The 18,049-nt window shown below is 64.7% G+C and carries 19 protein-coding genes and 1 pseudogene; 8 read left to right on the plus strand and 12 right to left on the minus strand.

The genetic code is table 11. The features are described from left to right. Window positions 1-41: 41 nt before the first annotated feature. On the minus strand, window positions 42-770 hold the full coding sequence (gene hutC / locus XH85_RS15170; RefSeq protein ID WP_128932434.1) for a histidine utilization repressor: 729 nt from the start codon (window positions 768-770) through the stop codon (window positions 42-44). Further along, window positions 767-2,125, minus strand: a complete 1,359-nt coding sequence (locus tag XH85_RS15175; protein ID WP_128932435.1) for a formimidoylglutamate deiminase — start codon at window positions 2,123-2,125, stop codon at window positions 767-769. Before XH85_RS15175 ends, hutC begins: the two co-directional genes overlap by 4 nt. An 82-nt stretch (window positions 2,126-2,207) precedes the next feature. On the opposite strand from XH85_RS15175, the gene hutI reads away from it, so the two are divergent. Genes hutI through hutU form a run of 3 tightly spaced genes read left to right on the plus strand, consistent with a single transcriptional unit; the run spans window position 2,208 to window position 6,658 of the window. After that, on the plus strand, window positions 2,208-3,422 hold the full coding sequence (gene hutI, locus XH85_RS15180) for an imidazolonepropionase (protein ID WP_128932436.1): 1,215 nt from the start codon (window positions 2,208-2,210) through the stop codon (window positions 3,420-3,422). After that, entirely contained in the window at window positions 3,419-4,978 is a 1,560-nt protein-coding gene (hutH, locus tag XH85_RS15185; protein WP_128932437.1) for a histidine ammonia-lyase, read from the plus strand. The genes hutI and hutH overlap by 4 nt, the downstream gene beginning before the upstream one ends. Window positions 4,979-4,987: 9 nt before the next feature. Then, on the plus strand, window positions 4,988-6,658 hold the full coding sequence (gene hutU, locus XH85_RS15190) for a urocanate hydratase (RefSeq protein ID WP_128932438.1): 1,671 nt from the start codon (window positions 4,988-4,990) through the stop codon (window positions 6,656-6,658). A gap of 7 nt (window positions 6,659-6,665) precedes the next feature. Here the strand turns inward: hutU and XH85_RS15195 are convergent. The 4 genes and pseudogenes from XH85_RS15195 to XH85_RS15210 form a co-directional block, all read right to left on the minus strand. Continuing rightward, a pseudogene (locus XH85_RS15195) lies at window positions 6,666-7,055 on the minus strand (EAL domain-containing protein); the annotation flags it as partial. 85 nt (window positions 7,056-7,140) lie between these two features. Then, a complete protein-coding gene (locus XH85_RS15200) occupies window positions 7,141-7,416 on the minus strand; it encodes a TonB-dependent receptor plug domain-containing protein (RefSeq protein WP_128932439.1) in 276 nt (91 codons plus the stop codon). 63 nt (window positions 7,417-7,479) lie between these two features. Beyond that, the gene (locus tag XH85_RS15205) at window positions 7,480-8,724 is read right to left on the minus strand and encodes a hypothetical protein (protein WP_128932440.1); all 1,245 of its coding nucleotides are present in this window, start codon (window positions 8,722-8,724) and stop codon (window positions 7,480-7,482) included. A 317-nt stretch (window positions 8,725-9,041) separates the two neighbouring features. Next, complete coding sequence (locus XH85_RS15210; protein WP_128932441.1) at window positions 9,042-9,335, minus strand: hypothetical protein; 294 nt, start codon at window positions 9,333-9,335, stop codon at window positions 9,042-9,044. A 160-nt stretch (window positions 9,336-9,495) separates the two neighbouring features. Here XH85_RS15210 and XH85_RS15215 point away from each other — a divergent pair, with 160 nt between their 5' ends. Continuing rightward, window positions 9,496-10,305, plus strand: a complete 810-nt coding sequence (locus tag XH85_RS15215; RefSeq protein WP_128932442.1) for an ABC transporter substrate-binding protein — start codon at window positions 9,496-9,498, stop codon at window positions 10,303-10,305. On the opposite strand, the gene XH85_RS15220 is transcribed toward XH85_RS15215, so the two are convergent. From XH85_RS15220 to XH85_RS15240, 5 genes are all read right to left on the minus strand, one after another. Beyond that, the gene (locus tag XH85_RS15220) at window positions 10,279-10,977 is read right to left on the minus strand and encodes an ABC transporter permease (RefSeq protein ID WP_128932443.1); all 699 of its coding nucleotides are present in this window, start codon (window positions 10,975-10,977) and stop codon (window positions 10,279-10,281) included. The two genes, XH85_RS15215 and XH85_RS15220, sit on opposite strands and share 27 nt — an antisense overlap. A gap of 161 nt (window positions 10,978-11,138) precedes the next feature. Next, entirely contained in the window at window positions 11,139-11,843 is a 705-nt protein-coding gene (locus XH85_RS15225) for an MIP/aquaporin family protein (protein ID WP_128932444.1), read from the minus strand. Next, window positions 11,843-12,253: an arsenate reductase (glutaredoxin) gene (gene arsC / locus XH85_RS15230; protein ID WP_128932445.1), complete on the minus strand. Its 411-nt coding sequence runs from the start codon at window positions 12,251-12,253 to the stop codon at window positions 11,843-11,845. Before arsC ends, XH85_RS15225 begins: the two co-directional genes overlap by 1 nt. 16 nt (window positions 12,254-12,269) lie before the next feature. Continuing rightward, on the minus strand, window positions 12,270-12,749 hold the full coding sequence (locus XH85_RS15235; protein ID WP_128932446.1) for an ArsI/CadI family heavy metal resistance metalloenzyme: 480 nt from the start codon (window positions 12,747-12,749) through the stop codon (window positions 12,270-12,272). Window positions 12,750-12,760: 11 nt separating this feature from the next. Continuing rightward, window positions 12,761-13,105 carry an ArsR/SmtB family transcription factor gene (locus tag XH85_RS15240; protein ID WP_128932447.1) on the minus strand — a complete coding sequence of 115 codons (345 nt, stop codon included), beginning with the start codon at window positions 13,103-13,105 and terminating at the stop codon, window positions 12,761-12,763. 237 nt (window positions 13,106-13,342) lie between these two features. Between XH85_RS15240 and XH85_RS15245 the strand changes: the two genes are divergently transcribed. The 4 genes from XH85_RS15245 (at window position 13,343) to XH85_RS15260 (ending at window position 17,553) form a co-directional block, all read left to right on the plus strand. Further along, on the plus strand, window positions 13,343-14,194 hold the full coding sequence (locus XH85_RS15245; RefSeq protein WP_128932448.1) for a 3-hydroxybutyryl-CoA dehydrogenase: 852 nt from the start codon (window positions 13,343-13,345) through the stop codon (window positions 14,192-14,194). A gap of 137 nt (window positions 14,195-14,331) precedes the next feature. Beyond that, complete coding sequence (locus tag XH85_RS15250) at window positions 14,332-14,796, plus strand: group III truncated hemoglobin (protein WP_128932449.1); 465 nt, start codon at window positions 14,332-14,334, stop codon at window positions 14,794-14,796. A gap of 262 nt (window positions 14,797-15,058) precedes the next feature. Beyond that, window positions 15,059-15,712 carry a QcrA and Rieske domain-containing protein gene (locus XH85_RS15255; protein ID WP_128932450.1) on the plus strand — a complete coding sequence of 218 codons (654 nt, stop codon included), beginning with the start codon at window positions 15,059-15,061 and terminating at the stop codon, window positions 15,710-15,712. 113 nt (window positions 15,713-15,825) lie between these two features. After that, on the plus strand, window positions 15,826-17,553 hold the full coding sequence (locus tag XH85_RS15260; protein ID WP_128932451.1) for a methanol/ethanol family PQQ-dependent dehydrogenase: 1,728 nt from the start codon (window positions 15,826-15,828) through the stop codon (window positions 17,551-17,553). Between the two features lie 228 nt (window positions 17,554-17,781). Here the strand turns inward: XH85_RS15260 and XH85_RS15265 are convergent, their stop codons facing one another. After that, window positions 17,782-18,039, minus strand: a complete 258-nt coding sequence (locus tag XH85_RS15265; RefSeq protein ID WP_128932452.1) for a hypothetical protein — start codon at window positions 18,037-18,039, stop codon at window positions 17,782-17,784. Window positions 18,040-18,049 lie beyond the last annotated feature (10 nt).

The raw sequence follows: 18,049 nt of genomic DNA on the forward strand, positions 1-18,049 counted from the left end.
GTTGCCCGAAGCATTGCACGAATTGTGCCGACATTATTCTCTCAGCCTCCCTTGAATCGGGCGACAAGGCGGTGAGAGTCACCGGGATAAAGCAGGCGCACCGCGGTGATCGTGCGCGCGCTGCGCCAGGTATAGCGGTCGATCACGAGGCAGGGCGCGCCGATTGCGATGTCGAGCGCCTTCGCCGCGCGATCATCCGCAACGATGGCGCTGATGGTATGCTCGGCCTCCGTCCATGGCACATGATGGAGCAGCCACGAGCCGGGCGGCTCGCGCGAAAAATCCGCGGTCGCAGCATTCGGCACGGACGACAGATCGATCAGCCTGTCCTCGACGGCGAAGGGCACGTTGTCGGCGCTGTGCCGGCAGGCGATCGCGACCACCTTGCCGGCCTTCTTGACGCCCAGGCGGTCGCGGTCGGCGGCGGTCGCCGTGCGCAGCTTGCGGCCGATCAGCTCGTAGCCGTAAGCGCGGCCGAGCGCGATGATTTCGGCGCGGATGTCGGCGATCTTGAGCACGGCGGACTGGTGCTGCGGCCGGCGCACGAAGGAGCCGGCGCGCCGCCGCCGCTCGATCAGGTCGGCTTGCGCCAGCTCCGACAGCGCCTTGTTCACCGTCATGCGCGAGCAGCCGTAACGCGCGACCAGCTCGTGCTCGAAGGGGATGCGATGTCCGGGCGGCCATTCGCCGGTCAAAATACGCTTTTCGATATCGGCGCGGATTCGCTTGTAGAGCGTCGGCTTGTCGGTCGCACCGGTCGCGAGGCTCATGCGACGAGTCTCCGGATGGAGGCGTTGAAGCGCTCGCGTGCGGCTTGGCGCAGCTTGTGCCGGCCATTCTCGACGACCTTGGCGCCGCCGGCCCAAACGCAATCGATCGCGCCGCCACCGGCCGCAAAGATCCAGCCGTCGATGATGGCGTCGCGTGCGCGTCCCGCCAGCGACGGATGTGCCGTGTCGAGCGTGACGATATCAGCGCGCGCACCCGGCGCGAGGCCGACTATCGGCTGCGCCAGCGCTTGCGCGCCGCCTGCAAGCGCATGATCGAACAGCGTGCGTCCGGTCGAGCGCCCCGCACCGCTGGAGAGTACGTTACGCTGACGATGCTTGAGACGCTGACCGTATTCGAGCTGGCGCAACTCGTCGGCGACGCCGATCAGCACATTGGAATCTGTGCCCACGCCGAACGTGCCGCCGGCGGCGAGAAATTCGCGCGCCGGAAAGATGCCGTCGCCGAGGCTCGCTTCCGTGATGGGGCAGAGACCCGCGACCGCGCCGGTCTTGGCGAATGCGGTGACTTCCTCATCCGTCGTATGGGTGGCGTGGATGAGGCACCAGCGTTGATCGACGGGCGCGTGCTCCAGCAGCCATTGCACCGGCCGCCGGCTCGACCATGCCAGGCAATCCTCGACTTCCTTCACCTGTTCGGCGGCATGAATGTGTACCGGCCCGCCATCGGCCAGCGGAATGATCGCGGCGAGTTCGTCCGGCGTCACCGCGCGCAAACTGTGCGGCGCGATGCCGATATTGGCGCCCGGCAATGTTGCGATGGCCTTGCGTGATGCGGCCATCAGAGCGGCGAACTGATCGACCGAGCAGATGAAGCGGCGCTGGCCGGCATGCGGCGCTGCGCCGCCGAAGGAGCCATGCGCATAAAAACTTGGCAGCAGTGTCAGGCCAATGCCTGATGCCTCGGCAGCCTGTGCGATGCGCGCGGCCATCTCGCCGAGATCAGCGTAGGGCGAGCCGTCGCGATCATGATGAAGATAGTGGAATTCGCCGACGCGGGTGAAACCCTGCTCCAACATCTCGACATAGAGCAGCGTCGCGACGGCTGTAACGTCATCCGGCGTCATCGCCAGCGCGAAGCGATACATCGTCTCGCGCCAGGTCCAGAAGGTATCGGTGCTGCCGCCGCGCAACTCGGCGAGGCCCGCCATACCGCGCTGGAACGCGTGGCTGTGCAGGCTCGCCAATCCCGGAAGCGCGATTGCGTGGCGCTCGTCGCCGGCGGCCGGCGCCACATTCGGCGTTACCGCCGCGATCGCGCCGGCGGTGATGACCACCTGCACGTCATTGGCCCAGCCCGAGGGCAGGAGCGCGGAGGCGAAATGCAGTCGGGTCATGATTACACGCCGGCTGGACAGAACCGCCCCACGATTATATGTCTAGACATATAAGTCAAGCATCCCACGAAGGGGCCGTTGCATGGCAGAGCGCTTCGACCGGATCTGGCACAATGCCCGGCTCGCCACGATGCGGGCTGACCGTCCTGACCTTGGCGAGATCGAGCGGGGCGTAATCGCCGCGCGCGGCGGCCGTATCGTCTATGCGGATGCGCAGACCGATTTTCCGTCGGATGCTGATGCGCCCGAGAGGATCGATTGCGAGGGACGCTGGATCACGCCCGGCCTCGTCGATTGCCATACCCATCTGGTCTATGGGGGCAACCGCGCGCACGAGTTCGAGCTGCGCCTGAAGGGGGCGAGCTACGAGGAGATCGCGCGCGCTGGCGGCGGCATCGTCTCGACGGTGGCTGCGACGCGGAAGGCGAGCGAGGCCGAGCTCGTCGCAGGCGCGCTGCCGCGGCTCGATGCGTTGATCGCGGAGGGCGCAACCACGGTCGAGATCAAGTCCGGCTACGGCCTCGATGCCGAAACCGAGATGCGTCAGCTTGCCGCCGCGCGCAGCCTCAGTGGCCATCGGCCGGTTGCGATCCGCACCTCCTTCCTCGGCGCGCATGCACTGCCGCCGGAGGCGGAGGGCAACAAGGATCGTTACATCGATCTCGTGTGCAAGGAGATACTGCCCGCGGTCGCTAAGGCAGGCCTTGCCGACGCCGTCGATGCCTTCATGGAGGGAATCGCGTTCTCCGCCGAGCAGACCGCGCGGGTGTTCGAGACGGCGAGGGGGCTTGGACTTCCAGTCAAGCTCCATGCCGACCAGCTCTCGAATCTCGGCGGTGCCGCGCTTGCCGCGAAATTCTCGGCGCTCTCGGCCGATCATCTCGAGCACACCGACGAAGCCGGCGCTGCCGCGATGGCGAAGGCCGGAACGGTGGCGGTGCTGCTGCCTGGCGCCTTCTACTTCATCCGCGAGACGCAAAAGCCGCCTGTCGAGACGTTTCGCAGGCTGGGCGTGCACATGGCGCTGGCGACCGACTGCAATCCCGGCAGCTCGCCGCTGACCTCGCTGCTGCTCACGATGAACATGGGGGCGACCCTGTTCCGGATGACGGTGGCCGAATGCCTTGCTGGCGTGACGCGCGAGGGGGCGCGGGCGCTTGATGTGCTGGATGAGACCGGCACGTTAGAGGCCGGCAAATGGTGCGACCTCGCGATCTGGGACATCGAGCGGCCGGCCGAGTTGGTCTACCGCATCGGCTTCAATCCGCTGCACGAGCGGATATGGAGGGGGCAGTGACGGAGCAGGACACAGCGATCGTCGTCAGACCGGGGACGGTCAGTCTCGATGATCTCGCCGGCGTGCTCGATGGTGCGCCCGTCGTGCTCGATCCCTCATTCTGGCCGCGCGTCGAAGCCGCGGCGGAGATCGTCGCAAGAGCCGCGCGCGCGGATGTCCCAGTCTATGGCATCAACACCGGCTTCGGGAAGCTTGCGTCGAAGCGCATTCCGCCGGACCAGACTGCGCTGCTCCAGCGCAACCTGATTGTCTCGCACTGCTGCGGCGTCGGCCCGGCGACACCGGAACCGATCGTGCGGCTGATGATGGCGCTGAAGATCGTCTCGCTCGGGCGCGGCGCCTCTGGCGTGCGCTGCGAGGTGATCGAGCAACTGCAGGCAATGCTGGCGCGGGGTGTCTATCCGCTGGTGCCGCAGCAGGGCTCCGTGGGCGCCTCCGGCGATCTTGCACCGCTCGCGCATATGACGGCAGTGATGATCGGCGAGGGGCAGGCCATCATTGACGGGAAAACTGTATCTGGCGCCGAGGCACTAAAGGCCGCCGGTCTCGCGCCGCTGACGCTTGGCCCCAAAGAGGGCCTCGCGCTGATCAACGGCACGCAATTGTCGACGGCCTACGCGATCTCCGGCGTGCTGCGTGCGTTTCGCCTGGCCCGCGCAGCGCTCGTGACCGGCGCATTGTCGGTGGATGCCGCGATGGCCTCGACAGCGCCGTTCCGCCCTGAAATCCAGGCGCTACGCGGTCATGCCGGGCAGATCGCCGCGGCGGCGACATTGACGGCGCTGCTCGACGGCAGCGATATCCGCCTGTCGCATCTCGAAGGCGACGAGCGCGTGCAGGACCCCTATTGCCTGCGTTGCCAGCCGCAGGTCGCGGGCGCGGCGCTCGACCTGATCACGCAGGCGGCGCGCACGCTGATCATCGAGGCCAACGCCGTCACCGACAATCCGCTGGTGCTGGTCGAGACGGGCGAGATCGTCTCCGGCGGCAATTTCCACGCCGAGCCGGTGGCTTTTGCCGCCGACGCGATTGCGCTGGCGCTATCGGAGATCGGCGCGATCAGCGAGCGGCGCATCGCGACGCTGGTCGACCCCGCGCTCAATTTCGGCTTGCCGCCGTTCCTGACGCCCGACCCCGGCCTCAATTCCGGCTTCATGATCGCCGAGGTCACGGCGGCCGCGCTCTATGCCGAGAACAAGCAGCGCGCGCTCGCCTGCTCGATCGATTCGACCCCGACCAGTGCGAACCAGGAAGATCACGTCTCGATGGCCGCGCATGCCGCGCGACGCCTGTCCGACATGGCCGACAATCTCGCTGCCATACTCGGCATCGAGCTTCTGGTCGCTGCCCAAGGCATCACACTGCGCGCGCCGCATGCGACCAGCGCGCCGCTCGTTGCCGTCATTGCCGCGCTTCGTGAGCAAGTGCCAGCACTCGGTGCCGACCGCTACATGGCCGGCGATCTCGCCAAGGCAGCTGAACTGATCGAGGCCGACGCGCTGCCGGCGATCGCGATCACCGCACTTCCATCCGATCCGTTTCCGAGACTTGACTAAGAGGTCCGCATGAACCGCCGACTGGACAATGACCGTACCATCCGCGCGCCCCGCGGCAGCGAGATCAGCGCCAAGAGCTGGCTGACGGAAGCGCCCTTGCGCATGCTGATGAACAATCTCGATCCCGATGTGGCGGAGCGGCCGAGCGAGCTCGTCGTCTATGGCGGCATCGGCCGCGCCGCGCGCGACTGGGAGAGCTTCGACCGGATCACGGCGGCCTTACGCAAGCTCGAAAACGACCAGACCCTGCTGATCCAATCCGGAAAACCGGTCGGTGTCTTCCGCACCCATGCCGACGCGCCGCGTGTCTTGATCGCGAACTCCAACATCGTGCCGCACTGGGCGACGCTCGATCATTTCAACGAGCTCGATCGGAAGGGCCTGATGATGTACGGCCAGATGACTGCAGGCTCCTGGATCTATATCGGTAGCCAGGGCATCGTGCAGGGCACCTACGAAACCTTCGTCGAGGTCGGTCGTCGCCATTATGGCGGCAGCCTCGCCGGCAAATGGATTCTCACCGCCGGCCTCGGCGGCATGGGCGGCGCGCAGCCGCTGGCTGCGACCATGGCCGGTGCTTCGATGCTCGCGGTCGAATGCCAGCCGAGCCGCATCGAGATGCGCTTACGCACCGGCTATCTCGATCGGCAGGCCGCAACCCTCGACGAAGCGCTCGCCATCATGGAAGAGGCCGCGAAGACGAAGAAGGCGGTCTCGGTCGGCCTGCTCGGCAATGCCGCCGAGATCTTCCCGGAGCTGGTGCGCCGCGGCGTGAAGCCCGACGTCGTCACCGACCAGACCAGCGCGCACGATCCGATCAACGGTTATCTGCCCAAGGGCTGGACGCTGGCCGAATGGGAAGCCAAGCGCGCATCCGACCCGAAGTCGGTCGAGCGTGCCTCGAAGACGTCGATGGTCGAGCACGTGAAGGCCATGCTGGATTTCCACGCGCAGGGCATTCCGACGCTCGACTACGGCAACAACATCCGCCAGATGGCGCAGGATATGGGCCTGAAGAACGCCTTCGATTTCCCGGGCTTCGTTCCGGCCTATATTCGTCCGCTGTTCTGCCGCGGCGTCGGGCCGTTCCGCTGGGCCGCGCTCTCGGGCGACCCCGAGGACATCTTCAAGACCGACGCCAAGGTCAAGGAGCTGTTGCCTGACGACAAGCATCTGCACAATTGGCTCGACATGGCCAAGGCGCGCATCAAGTTCCAGGGCCTGCCGGCGCGGATCTGCTGGGTCGGCCTTGGTGATCGCCATCGCCTGGGCCTTGCCTTCAACGAGATGGTGGCGCGCGGCGAATTGAAAGCGCCGATCGTCATCGGCCGCGATCATCTCGACAGCGGCTCGGTGGCAAGCCCCAACCGCGAGACCGAGGCGATGAAGGACGGATCGGACGCGGTATCCGACTGGCCCTTGCTCAACGCGCTGCTCAATTGCGCCAGCGGTGCGACCTGGGTGTCGCTGCACCATGGCGGCGGCGTCGGCATCGGCTATTCGCAGCACGCCGGCATGGTGATCGTTGCCGATGGCACGCCGGAAGCCGCAAAACGCATCGAACGCGTGCTCTGGAACGATCCCGCCAGCGGCGTGATGCGCCATGCCGACGCGGGTTATGACATTGCGATCGACTGCGCCCGTGACAAGGGTCTCGATCTGCCGAGCTTGACGAAGTAGCCGCGCCTCAGGCCACGACCTTGGCGTCGGCGCCGTCGAGGCGCAGCTGTTCCTTGGCGAGATAGTCGCCGATCACGCCGGCCGGCATGGGCTTTGCGAAATAATAGCCCTGGATGAAGTCACACCCCAGGCGGCGCAGGGTGTCGAGCTGAGCACGAGTCTCGACGCCCTCGGCAACACAGGCGATCTCCATGTCGTCGCACAGGCCCGTGAGCGACTTGATGATCTTGTAGCTCACGGGATTGTCGTTGATGTCGGCGACGAAGCTGCGGTCGACCTTGATCTTGTCGAGCGGCAGCCGGTGCACGTGGCTCAGTGAGGAATAGCCGGTGCCGAAATCATCCAGCGAAATGCCGCAGCCCATCGCCTTCAGGTTGTGCAAATTACGTCGTGGCCGGCGTTGCGGGCAACTGCTTCGTGCCTAGAAATATCGATGTGCCGCGTGGGAACAACGCGAGTCGGCCGAAAGCGGTGCGAGACGCCTAGCGCCCGATCGTCACGCCGGCGGTCGAGCGCATGGCGTCCCGAAGGCTCGTCGCGTTCATGTCGTCGAGGACCTGCCGCGTCAGCACGGTGGTCTGGCCGGGCGTGTTGAGGATTGTCTCGCCGCGTGAGGAAGAGAGCCGATCGGCCTTGTAAGGCGCGGCCGGATCGGTGGCAGGAGCGGCCGCATGACGTGGCTGTTTGTCCGCGGCCAGAGCGGGCTGCGAGATGCAGAAGGCGGCGATCAGGATCAGAGACAATGACCTTGCGCGCATATGCGATCTCCCATGTCGGGACATCAACCTAGCACATCGCACCGGTGGCCGCAGAAGAAAGGATCAGGCGAGGGCGGCCTGGCGCTCCCGCACCGGCTCGCGGGCGCGGTCGTGTTTCCCAGGCTCGGCGAGCCGGGTGAAACTGCGCTGGCTCGCATGCGCAGGCGCCTCGACGATGACACCCTCGCAGACGATCTGCCCGCCGAGCATCCTGAATTCCAGCTTGTCGTAGCGCGGCATCGTCTCGCCGGGCGCCGGCGGCAGCAGTCCGACACTGCCCTGGATGTTGAGCGTGGCGTCGCCGGTGCCGTGCAGGCGCGGATTCCACATCCTGATCCCGGTCTCGGCCCAGCGCTGCCGGATCAGCGCGGCGCGGTCGGTAGGCTCTGCGACCTTTGGCCGAGGCTTCCGCGTGCTGGGTTTCTTCGCAGCGGGAGACTCGAGGATCGGCTCCGGCGCGACATCCGTGACGACGCTCGGTGTGTTGGTGGAAGCGTCCGCTGCGACGATCGTTGCGACAAGCGCGGAATCGCCAGCGAAGCCGGGCTCGATCTCTACGGCGACACTGGGAGACGGAGCCCTGTCGATGCCGCTCTCGGCAATATCCTCCGCCGAGACTTCGCTCTCGGCAAGCGCGACACGCGAGTCGTCTACGACGGCCAGCTCAACATCCCCTGGGAGGTCGGTGGAGGTGTCATCGTGGACGATGAGAACGGGTGCGTCAACCGAGGCAATCGCGACGTCGGCGGCCGCGACCGGCGCCTCCTCCGCGATGGGTCCGACGTTGGCCTGGAGTTCGCAAGTTGGATTGCTGCTGATGAGGGGCTCAGGAATATCAACCGGCTCGACCTCGACGGCGACGGTTGCGACCGCTGCCTCTTTCACGACGGCGGGTTCAGGGTTCGCCGAGAGTTCTGCGGGCGGATCGTTGCTGATGACTTCAGGAACATCAACCGGCTCGCTCTCGGCCGACGAGAGCGCAACCTCTTCGACGACGACCGGTTCGACGTCTACCGGCATCTCCAGGGTCGGGTGGTCGCTGACGTCGACATCGATTGGCACCGCAGATGGGCTTTCCGCGATGACAGTATCATTCCCTGCGACCGGAGTCGCGACCGCGATCTCGGCATCGCTGCAGCGCGGAGCGGTGCTGAGACCGGTGTCGAGAGACGGAGCTGCTTCTGCAATGTCGGAGGTGACGGCGGGTGAGTCGCTTGCGGCACTCGGTGCGACGTCGACACTGCCGCTGTGCGGCAGGGGCCGGAGCCGGGTGAACGCCCATTTCACCGCAGGGATGCGGCGCAGCAACGATATCAGTCTCGAAAGCACTGGGAGTTGTCCAAGAGGTACTCGGCGTGAGGCAATCGCTGATTCGTCAGCAATGTGAAAAACTGCCCCGGCCGTCACACCGATGTCAATCTAGGTGGGACCAATTGCAGAACATCCGCGTACCATTGTGCGCGTTGGCGCGATCGTCTGGCGCCAGCCCAGCTAACAAGAGCAAATTCCGAAGCGGACGCCAAACGTGCGAATAGCGGTGGTTAGCGATCGACATGAGCGGGGCTCGCGCTTGGCAGCGAGCCCCCAGAAATCTTCAAGCTGCGCGCAGCTGCAACGTCATCGCGCTATTTCCCGCCGGAGCCGGCACCGCCGCCAGAACCCGCGCCGCCGCCGGCCTGGTTGCCCATGTTATTCGTATTGGTGCCACCTGCGGATGGCGACTGTGCGCCCTTGCTGTCGCTGGCCTCGTTCTGCATGTTCGATGCGCGGCCCGTCGTCATGCCTTTGGTCGCGGGCCCCCGCGATGAGGGACCAACCTCGCCCTGACTGGATGCGCCAGGAGCGGGTTGTGTCTGCGCGAAGGCGCTACCGGTCGCCAGGGCCATGATGCACGCGGATGCCAGAATGATCTTCTTCATTGGATTCTCCTTGACTTAGCATCCCGGACAATCCGCCTCCACCAACGACGTTCCTGCCGATCTATCACCACCGCTTCAACTCTTTGCGGCCGAAGTCGGGGTTCCCGTTTTCATCGCCAGCGGCTATTCAGGCCCCTCATCATTCGTTTAGGGAGGACGTATGAGAAGGATTGCTGCCATCGGAGCGCTTCTGCTCTGGTCCACCATCGCGTTCGCGCAGGATCGCACGATCACCGTGGCCTCGACGACGTCGACGGAACAGTCGGGGCTGTTCGGCTATCTGCTGCCGCTGTTCTCGAAGGCCGAGGGCATCGAGGTGAAGGTCGTTGCCGTCGGCACCGGCCAGGCGCTTGACATCGGGCGGCGCGGCGATGCCGACGTGGTGTTCGTTCATGATAGGGCTGCCGAGGACAAGTTCATGGCCGAGGGCCAGGGCGTGAAGCGCTTCGACGTCATGTACAACGACTTCGTCATTATCGGTCCCAAGAGCGATCCCGCGAAAATCGCCGGCGGCAAGGAGGTCACTGATGCGCTGCGCAAGATTGCGGCTGCGAAAGCGCCGTTCATCTCGCGCGGCGACAAATCCGGCACCCACGCGGCCGAGCTGCGATTGTGGAAGGAAGCGGGTGTCGATATCGCAGCGGGCAAGGACGGCTGGTATCGGGAGATCGGCCAGGGCATGGGACCGGCGCTGAACATGGCCTCGTCGTCGAATGCCTATCTTCTGTCGGACCGCGGCACCTGGCTCTCGTTCAAGAACAGGGGCGAACTTGCCATCCTGACCGAGGGCGACAAGCGGCTGTTCAACCAGTATGGCGTCATGCTGGTGAATCCGGCAAAGCATCCGAACGTCAAGGCGAAGGACGGGCAGGCTTTCATCGACTGGCTCATCTCATCGAAGGGGCAGGATGCGATCGCAGGCTACAAGGTGGGCGGCGAGCAGCTATTTTTCCCCAACGCGTCCCACTAGCAGGAACGCAGTGGTCGACACCACGACGCTGAGCGCGAGCAGGATCAGCCCGAGCCCCAGCGCCAGCGGCAGGTCGCCCTTGCTGGTCTCCAGCGCGATCGCGGTTGTCATCGTGCGCGTAAAGCCGCGGATGTTGCCGCCGACGATGATGATGGCGCCGACTTCCGCGATGGCGCGGCCGAAAGCCGCGAGAAAGGCCGTCAACAGCGAGGTCCGTCCCAGCGCGAACAGCAGTGCCATGCTGCGCAGGGTGGACAGTCCGTCGATCCGCGCCAGATCGCCATACTCCGCCCACAGCAGGCTGGCCGGACGGTGCACCAGCGCCACCACGATCGGTGTCGCGAGCAGCGTCTGCGCGATCACCATGGCCGTCGGTGTGAACAATAGTCCTCCCGCCCCGAGCGGACCGGACCGCGACAGCAGGAGGTAGAGCGCGAGCCCGACCACGACCGGCGGCAGGCCGAGCAAGGCATTGGTCAGGATGATGATGATTTGCCGTCCGCGGAAGCGCGTGATCGCAAGCAGGGCCCCGAATGGTGCACCGATCAGCAGCGCGACGATGCTCGCGGTCAGGCTGACCCGCACCGACAAGGCGACGATGCCGAGCAGTTCGGCGTCGGCTTCGCCGATCAGCGTGAAGGCGGCACCGGTGGATCGTGCGAAATCGTTCATCCGGCCGGGCGCTTCCGCGTCGGGCAGGATGCCTCGGGATCGTCGATGTCGCGCAATCGCATCACGGGTTGGTCTCTGCGAGTCTTTTTGACATCGACAGAATACTCGGGCGAGACGATTTGGACAGGCGATTTAGCGGAAAATAACCGTCAAGTGCCGCGTTATGCAGGCTTTCCCGACGCGATCTGGGCGGCGTTCGCCTTTACAGAGGCTCGGCTCCAAAGCCAGCGCGCCAGCACAACGGCAAGAACTGCCCCGACGAATTGAGCGGCGATGAAGCCTGGCACGTCCCGCGGGGCGATACCCGCGAACGTATCAGACAGCGCGCGGGCGATGGTGACCGCAGGATTGGCGAACGACGTGGATGACGTGAACCAGTAAGCCGAAGTAATATAGAGGCCGACGGCGTAAGGAACCGCGGCGGGTGTCCGATACCGGACGCCAAGGATCGTCGACAGCAGGCCAAAGGTCGCCACGGCCTCGGCCAGCCATTGTCCGGCGCCGGCGCGTTCCGTGAGCGAACGCTGGAGGATTGGAAGCTCGAACATCAGATGTGCGATCTCAACCCCGGCGATGCCACCGGCTAACTGAGCGACAAGATAGATAGCGGCGTCCGTCCATGACGTTTCGCCGCGCAAAGCCAGGGCCAGCGTCACCGCTGGATTGAAATGCGCTCCCGAGATCGGAGCGAGCATCAGGATCAGCACGACGAGGATTGCGCCCGTGGCAATCGTATTGCACAGCAGTGCCAGCGCGACGTTTCCGCCAGCGAGCTTTTGCGCCATGATCCCCGAGCCGACGACGGCGGCGAGCAGGAACGCCGTCCCAAGCGATTCGGCGAAGGCACGCTGTCCCAGGCCCGGCATCAGGCGCCGCTATCGAGCCTGACGCGCTCGCCGTCTTCCTTGACGAATTCGCCCTGTTGCGCCGGCAGCAGATCGAGCACCCGTTCGGAGGGACGGCAGAGCCTGACGCCGTTTGGCGTCACCACGATCGGCCTGTTGATCAGGATTGGATGCGCCATCATGGCGTCGAGCAGCTGATCGTCGGTCAGTGTCGCGTTGTCGAGCCCGAGCTCCGCATAGGGCGCCGCCTTCTCGCGAACGGCGTCGCGCACCGAAATTCCCATGCGCGCGATGAGCTGCTGCAACAGCGCCCGCGATGGCGGCGTCTTTAGATATTCGATCACGTGCGGCTCGATGCCGGCGTTCCGGATCATCGCCAGCGTGTTGCGCGAGGTGCCGCAATCGGGATTGTGATAGATGATCGCATCCATGGTGGAGTCCTCGTGCTCAGCAGCACGCCTGCGACGGCGTGGGTGCTGCCTGCGGCGCGCAGCAGGCCGATTGCTGCTCCTGCTTTGCGTGAGCGACCCGCGCCCGGTTCTCGCCGCTGCCGTCGCCGTAATCGGTGCTCTCGCCCGTGGTGTAGAAGGTTTCCCAGGCGATGCCGGCCGGATCGTCTATCCAGGATTTTTCCGACTTGGCATAGCAGCAGGTGGTCTGCCCTTGCTCGACCACGTTGCCGCCGGCCTGGCGCAGTCGCGCGTAGACTTCCTGGAGTTCCTCGCCGGTCTCGACCTGGATGCCGAGATGGTCAAGGCCGGCCGCGCGGCCACGCGTCGAGATCGCAAAATTCACGCGAGGGTCTTCCAGCATCCATTTGGCATAGTCGGATTTCACGACCGAGGGCTCGCTGGCGAACAAGGCCGAGTAGAACCCGATCGAGTGGGAGAGATCCTCGACGGACACGTGAACGTGCAGGCGCTTCATGGTCGGTCCTTTCAGGCTGGCACTTTGCTGCGCTTTCGCGCGGGTTTCGAAGGCGTGGCCGGAGCGCACGACACGCCGCCGCAGCAGTTCTCGGTCAGGAAACCGACGAGCGCGTTCATGGTTTCGAACCGCGCCGCATAGATCATCGAGCGTCCCTCGCGCCGGACGGTCACGAGTCCGGCCGTCCGCAGCCGGTCGAAATGGAAGGTCAGCGTGTTGGGGGCGAGATCCAGCGTTTCGGCGACCGCGCCGGCAGTCATGCCGTTGGGGCCGGCCTGCACCAGCAGGCGGAAGACCTCGAGACGGTTGTCCTGTGCAAGCGCTGCGAGCGCCGCGACGGCATCTTTCGTTTCCATATTTCAACGATTATGGAAATAATGAGTGGCTGTCAATCGGGATTGTGCTGGGTCTACCCCAATCTCGATTTGACGGTCGGTCGCCGCCGTTCAGCGCTTGGCGCTTTATTCCCGCCTCGGATGCTTTATGGAAGGGGCACGATCAGGTCGCACCCGCCCGGTGGGGGTGCTAGACCCTGGTGCAGGAACAACGGGGCTGGGCCGTCCTAGCCCCCCAAGAATGAAGGATGTGACGCAATGATCCAGACCGTTGGCATCATCGGGGCAGGGACCATGGGGAACGGCATCGCGCAGGTCTGCGCGGCGGCGGGGCTTTCGGTCGTGATGGTCGATATTTCCGATGCTGCAGTGAACCGCGGACTTTCGACCGTCGGCGGCAGCCTCGAGCGGCTGGTCAAGAAGGACAAGATGTCGGCTGCCGATCGTGAGGCGACGCTCAAGCGCATCACCGGCACAACCGACCGGTCGAAGCTGTCGGATTGCGACCTCGTCATCGAGGCGGCGACCGAGAACGAGGAGCTCAAGGTCAAGATCCTGAAGGATCTTTGCGCGACGCTGTCGCCGCGCACGCTGGTCGCGACCAACACCTCTTCGATCTCGATCACCAAGCTCGCCGCGGCGACCGATCGTCCCGACCGGTTCATCGGCATGCACTTCTTCAACCCCGTGCCGGTGATGGCGCTGCTCGAGCTCATCCGCGGCCTGCAGACCTCCAACGACACACACGCCAAGGCGCTGGATTTCGCCAAGCGCGTCGGCAAGGTGGCGATCACGGCCAAGAACAGCCCGGGCTTCGCCGTCAACCGCATCCTCTGTCCGATGATCAACGAAGCGATCTTCGCGCTCCAGGAAGGCATTGCGACAGCGGAAGAGATCGACGCCGGCATGAAGCTCGGCTGCAACCATCCGATCGGGCCACTGGCGCTGGCCGATCTCGTCGGCCTCGACACCATGCTTTCGGTGATGGAGGTCTTTTACAAAGGCTTCAACGACCCCAAATACCGCCCGGCCCCCTTGCTCAAGGAAATGGTCGATGCCGGCCATCTCGGCCGCAAGACCGGGCAGGGCTTCTACATCTATAGCGCCTGATGAAGGCATCGGCGGCGGCACTCAGCGTCCGCCGCCAGATCCCGCAATTTGCGCTGCGACAAAGAAGCCGCGCGCAATTGGCCCGACAATGTCGAATGGGGCGGCTTGCGGGAACATCGGAACGGATAACGAAGGACATGTCGGATCGACTGAAAGCCGAGCGCGAGGCGGCGGCGGCGCGGCGGAACCTGCTGACCCAGGATGCGGTCGAGCGCACCGGGATCACCGAGGAAATGATTGGAGAACTCGTCACCCGCTTCTACGGACGCGTGCGCGAGGACGCACGGCTCGGTCCGGTCTTTGCGATCGTCCAGAACTGGGATGAGCATCTCGCCAAGCTCAAGGATTTTTGGTCGTCGGTCGTCCTGATGAGTGGCCGCTATCATGGCTCGCCGATGCGGGCGCATCTGCCGCTGAGCCTGGTTGGTGATCATTTCGATCGCTGGCTCGACCTGTTCGAGCAGACTGCGCGCGAGGTCTGCCCGCCGGCGGCGGCCGCGCTCTTCATCGACAAGGCACGGCGCATCGCCGACAGTTTCGAAATGGCGTCGGCGACAGTCGCGGGCCGTATCGCGTCTCCGCGTCATGTGCTCCGGTCCTGACGACGAGCGGCCTGCCTGCAAAATACGCAGCTCCTTTGCTTCGCTTTTGCGTTGCGACTGAGATCGCGGTGCACCAATTCCAACAGCATCGGCCTGATCTGCAAAATCATCATGCCAATCGCGCGGCATGACGTTGAAATTGCGAAAACGCGCTTGAATGCGTTCACTCTCGCTCAATCAAAGCGAGCAAAGCCATATTGATGCACTGCGGCGCCAACTCTTCGCCTTGTTTTCGGCAGAGTTCCAGCGCCTGCTAGCGTGCATGTCGCGCTCATCGTTCACTACCAATTCTGCATCCCCCGAGAATTCCACGGAACCCGAAGTCGACGCGGGCATCGAGCAGACGCGGCGAACGCTGCTGCTCGGCGCGCTTGCGAGCACCGCTTGCCTCGGCTGTTCGCCGCCGGCGCGCGCGGGTGAAGATCCGCCCGGCTCCGACGAACGGCCACAAAAGGGTGACGTGCTGGTCTTCTCCGAAGGCGACAAGGAGGGGAAACTCATCACTGCGGCCGATGTGCCGGCCGGCGGACCGCCGGTCCATGCCTGGCCGAAGGATCCCAACACGTCTGTGGTGCGCAGCGCCTCGCGTCTCAACGAGATCCTGATCATCAAGCTCGATCCCGCCGAACTCGACGAGAAGACCCGCGCGCGTGCCGTCGACGGCATCATCGCCTATTCGGCGATCTGCTCGCACGCGGGCTGTCCCGTCACCGCCTGGGTGAAGAGCGATGTCGGCGACAAGGAGGTGTTCAAGTGCATGTGCCACAATTCCGAATACGATCCCCGCGCGGGCGCGCAGGTCGTGTTCGGGCCGGCGCCGCGACGGCTTGCGGCGCTGCCGCTGGCACTCGCTGACGGTTCGCTCAACGTCGCCGGCAATTTCATCGGAAAGGTAGGTGGCGCGCAGCCAGGATGACGGACGGTGCGGGCCGTGCCCGCGTCACGAGAGGCCGCATCCGCCGATGGGCGGACGGGACGAACAACAAGAATTCACAACAAGAATTCAAACGGATGAAAAGGGGAACGTCCATGTCCAGGAAGCAATGGTTACTGTCCGGCTTCGTCGCCTTCACGTGTCTTGCCTCGACCGCCGCCATATCAGGCCCGATCGAGAATTATTCTCCGGTCACCACGCAACGGCTGGAAAATCCGGAACCCGGCAACTGGATGCTCTACCGGCGCACGTATGACGGGCAAGGCTACAGTCCGCTCGACCAGATCAACGCCTCGAACGTGAAAAACCTCACGCCGGCTTGGACCTTCGCTACGGGCGTCGTCGAAGGCCACGAGGCGCCGCCGATCGTCAACAACGGCGTGATGTTCGTGGCGACCCCGATGGGGCAGGTGATCGCGCTGAACGCGAAGACCGGCGACGAATACTGGCGCTACAAGCGGCAGCTCCCCGACGATCTGTTCCAGCTGCATCCGACCAGCCGCGGCGTCGGCCTGTGGGAGGACAAGCTCTATCTCGCCACCACCGACGACCACGTCGTCGCGCTCGACGCCAAGACCGGCAAGGTGGTGTGGGACACCAAGGTGCAGGACTACAAGAAGGGCCAGTACATGACCCTGATGCCGCTGATCGTCGACGGCAAGGTCATTGTCGGCGGATCCGGCGGCGAATTCGGCGTGCGCGGCTACGTCGCCGCCTACGATGCCAAGGACGGCAAGGAGCTGTGGCGGACCTTCACCATCCCCGGCGAAGGCGAGCCCGGTCACGACACCTGGCAGGGCGAAGACTGGAAGAATGGCGGCGGCTCGGCCTGGATGACCGGCAACTACGACAAGGAGACCAAGACGATCTACTGGGGTGTCGGCAATGCCGCGCCATGGCCTGGCGAAACCCATCCCGGCGACAATCTCTACACATCCTCGGTGCTCGCGCTCGATCCCAACACCGGCAAGATCAAGACCCATCATCAGTACCACCAGAACGATTCCTGGGACTGGGATGAGGTCGATGCGCCGATGCTGATCGACCTGCAGCGCGACGGCCGCAATATCAAGAGTCTCGTCCATCCGGGACGCGACGCCATCTTCTGGGTGCTCGAGCGCACGCCGACCAAGATCAACTATGTCGCCGGCTGGCCGTTCGTCTCCACGGACGTCTGGAAAGGCATCGAACCGGAGAGCGGCAAGCCGATCGTCGATCCCGCGCACAAGCCGGTGATCGGCAAGCGCGTGGAGTTCTGTCCCTCGCTCTGGGGCGGCAAGGATTGGCCGTCGGCGGCCTACAGCCAGAGGACCGGCCTCGTCTACGTGCCCGCCAACGAGAATTTCTGCGGTGGGTTCACCGGCGAGAAAGTCGCGCTGAAGCCCGGCGAACTCTGGCTCGGCACCAAGCCGGAGGATATCGGCCTCAAGGCGAAGCCCGGCGCGGATCATTTCGGCGAACTGCAGGCCTGGGATCCCGCGACCGGCAAGAAGGTCTGGCAGCACAACTTCCCGAAGTCGCAGCTGTTCGGATCGGTGACGGCGACCGCAGGCGATCTCGTCTTCGTCGGCGGCACAAACGACCGCAACTTCCGCGCCTTCAACGCCAAGACCGGCGAATTGTTGTGGGAGCAGAAGACCAACTCCGGCATCATGGGCATGCCGGTGTCCTATGAAATCGACGGCACGCAGTACATCGCGATCCAGTCGGGATGGGGTGTGGACGCACAGCGCATCCAGGATGCACTTGCGACCAACAACATTGGCATCGAAGCCAACGTCCCGCAGGGCGGCGTCATCTGGGTGTTCGCGCTGAAGAAATAGCTCCGCGGGCGGATCGAAGAAGCGGAGCAGCCGGGGGGGTGGCGAATGCGGCGGACGGCAACGTCCGCCGCATTTTTGCTAAAGTGATGACGCCCTTGCTGCGTGATCTCGTCATGCCCGGGCTTGTCCCGGGCATCCACGTTCTTCGTGTTGAGACAAAGGTCGTGGATGGCCGGGACCAGCCCGGCCATGACGGCGTGGCAACATCAGTGCACCAAACTCGGAGCGCTACTTGCCCTGGCGCTCGACCTTATCCTTTTCCTTCTGGTTCATATCCCGAACCTTCGGATCAGGGTTGCGTTGCCCGGTGGTCTGGCTGGTCGAGGCGGGCGGGGCGTTTGCGTTGGGCAGGGAGTTCTGGTCCGGCGCGGTGGGGCGCGTCGCCGTGGTTGGCGGGGCGGTGTTGCTCTGGGCGAACGCACCAGCGGTCGTCAAAAGAAAGGCGCCCGACAGCGAGACTGCGAGCGCCTTTGAGATGTTGGTCATCGATCCGCTC

Source organism: Bradyrhizobium zhanjiangense (assembly GCF_004114935.1).
GTDB classification, from domain to species: domain Bacteria; phylum Pseudomonadota; class Alphaproteobacteria; order Rhizobiales; family Xanthobacteraceae; genus Bradyrhizobium; species Bradyrhizobium zhanjiangense.

What these genes read in the sequence shown, in the direction of transcription:
- XH85_RS15200 (WP_128932439.1), bottom strand. Translation starts at nt 7,416, where the DNA reads ATGCGCGCAAGGTCATTGTCTCTGATCCTGATCGCCGCCTTCTGCATC.
- XH85_RS15175 (WP_128932435.1), bottom strand. Translation starts at nt 2,125, where the DNA reads ATGACCCGACTGCATTTCGCCTCCGCGCTCCTGCCCTCGGGCTGGGCC.
- XH85_RS15235 (WP_128932446.1), bottom strand. Translation starts at nt 12,749, where the DNA reads ATGAAGCGCCTGCACGTTCACGTGTCCGTCGAGGATCTCTCCCACTCG.
- hutU (WP_128932438.1), top strand. Translation starts at nt 4,988, where the DNA reads ATGAACCGCCGACTGGACAATGACCGTACCATCCGCGCGCCCCGCGGC.
- XH85_RS15250 (WP_128932449.1), top strand. Translation starts at nt 14,332, where the DNA reads ATGTCGGATCGACTGAAAGCCGAGCGCGAGGCGGCGGCGGCGCGGCGG.
- XH85_RS15210 (WP_128932441.1), bottom strand. Translation starts at nt 9,335, where the DNA reads ATGAAGAAGATCATTCTGGCATCCGCGTGCATCATGGCCCTGGCGACC.
- XH85_RS15220 (WP_128932443.1), bottom strand. Translation starts at nt 10,977, where the DNA reads ATGAACGATTTCGCACGATCCACCGGTGCCGCCTTCACGCTGATCGGC.
- XH85_RS15215 (WP_128932442.1), top strand. Translation starts at nt 9,496, where the DNA reads ATGAGAAGGATTGCTGCCATCGGAGCGCTTCTGCTCTGGTCCACCATC.
- XH85_RS15265 (WP_128932452.1), bottom strand. Translation starts at nt 18,039, where the DNA reads ATGACCAACATCTCAAAGGCGCTCGCAGTCTCGCTGTCGGGCGCCTTT.
- arsC (WP_128932445.1), bottom strand. Translation starts at nt 12,253, where the DNA reads ATGGATGCGATCATCTATCACAATCCCGATTGCGGCACCTCGCGCAAC.
- XH85_RS15240 (WP_128932447.1), bottom strand. Translation starts at nt 13,105, where the DNA reads ATGGAAACGAAAGATGCCGTCGCGGCGCTCGCAGCGCTTGCACAGGAC.
- hutC (WP_128932434.1), bottom strand. Translation starts at nt 770, where the DNA reads ATGAGCCTCGCGACCGGTGCGACCGACAAGCCGACGCTCTACAAGCGA.
- hutI (WP_128932436.1), top strand. Translation starts at nt 2,208, where the DNA reads ATGGCAGAGCGCTTCGACCGGATCTGGCACAATGCCCGGCTCGCCACG.
- XH85_RS15255 (WP_128932450.1), top strand. Translation starts at nt 15,059, where the DNA reads ATGTCGCGCTCATCGTTCACTACCAATTCTGCATCCCCCGAGAATTCC.
- XH85_RS15225 (WP_128932444.1), bottom strand. Translation starts at nt 11,843, where the DNA reads ATGCCGGGCCTGGGACAGCGTGCCTTCGCCGAATCGCTTGGGACGGCG.
- XH85_RS15260 (WP_128932451.1), top strand. Translation starts at nt 15,826, where the DNA reads ATGTCCAGGAAGCAATGGTTACTGTCCGGCTTCGTCGCCTTCACGTGT.
- XH85_RS15245 (WP_128932448.1), top strand. Translation starts at nt 13,343, where the DNA reads ATGATCCAGACCGTTGGCATCATCGGGGCAGGGACCATGGGGAACGGC.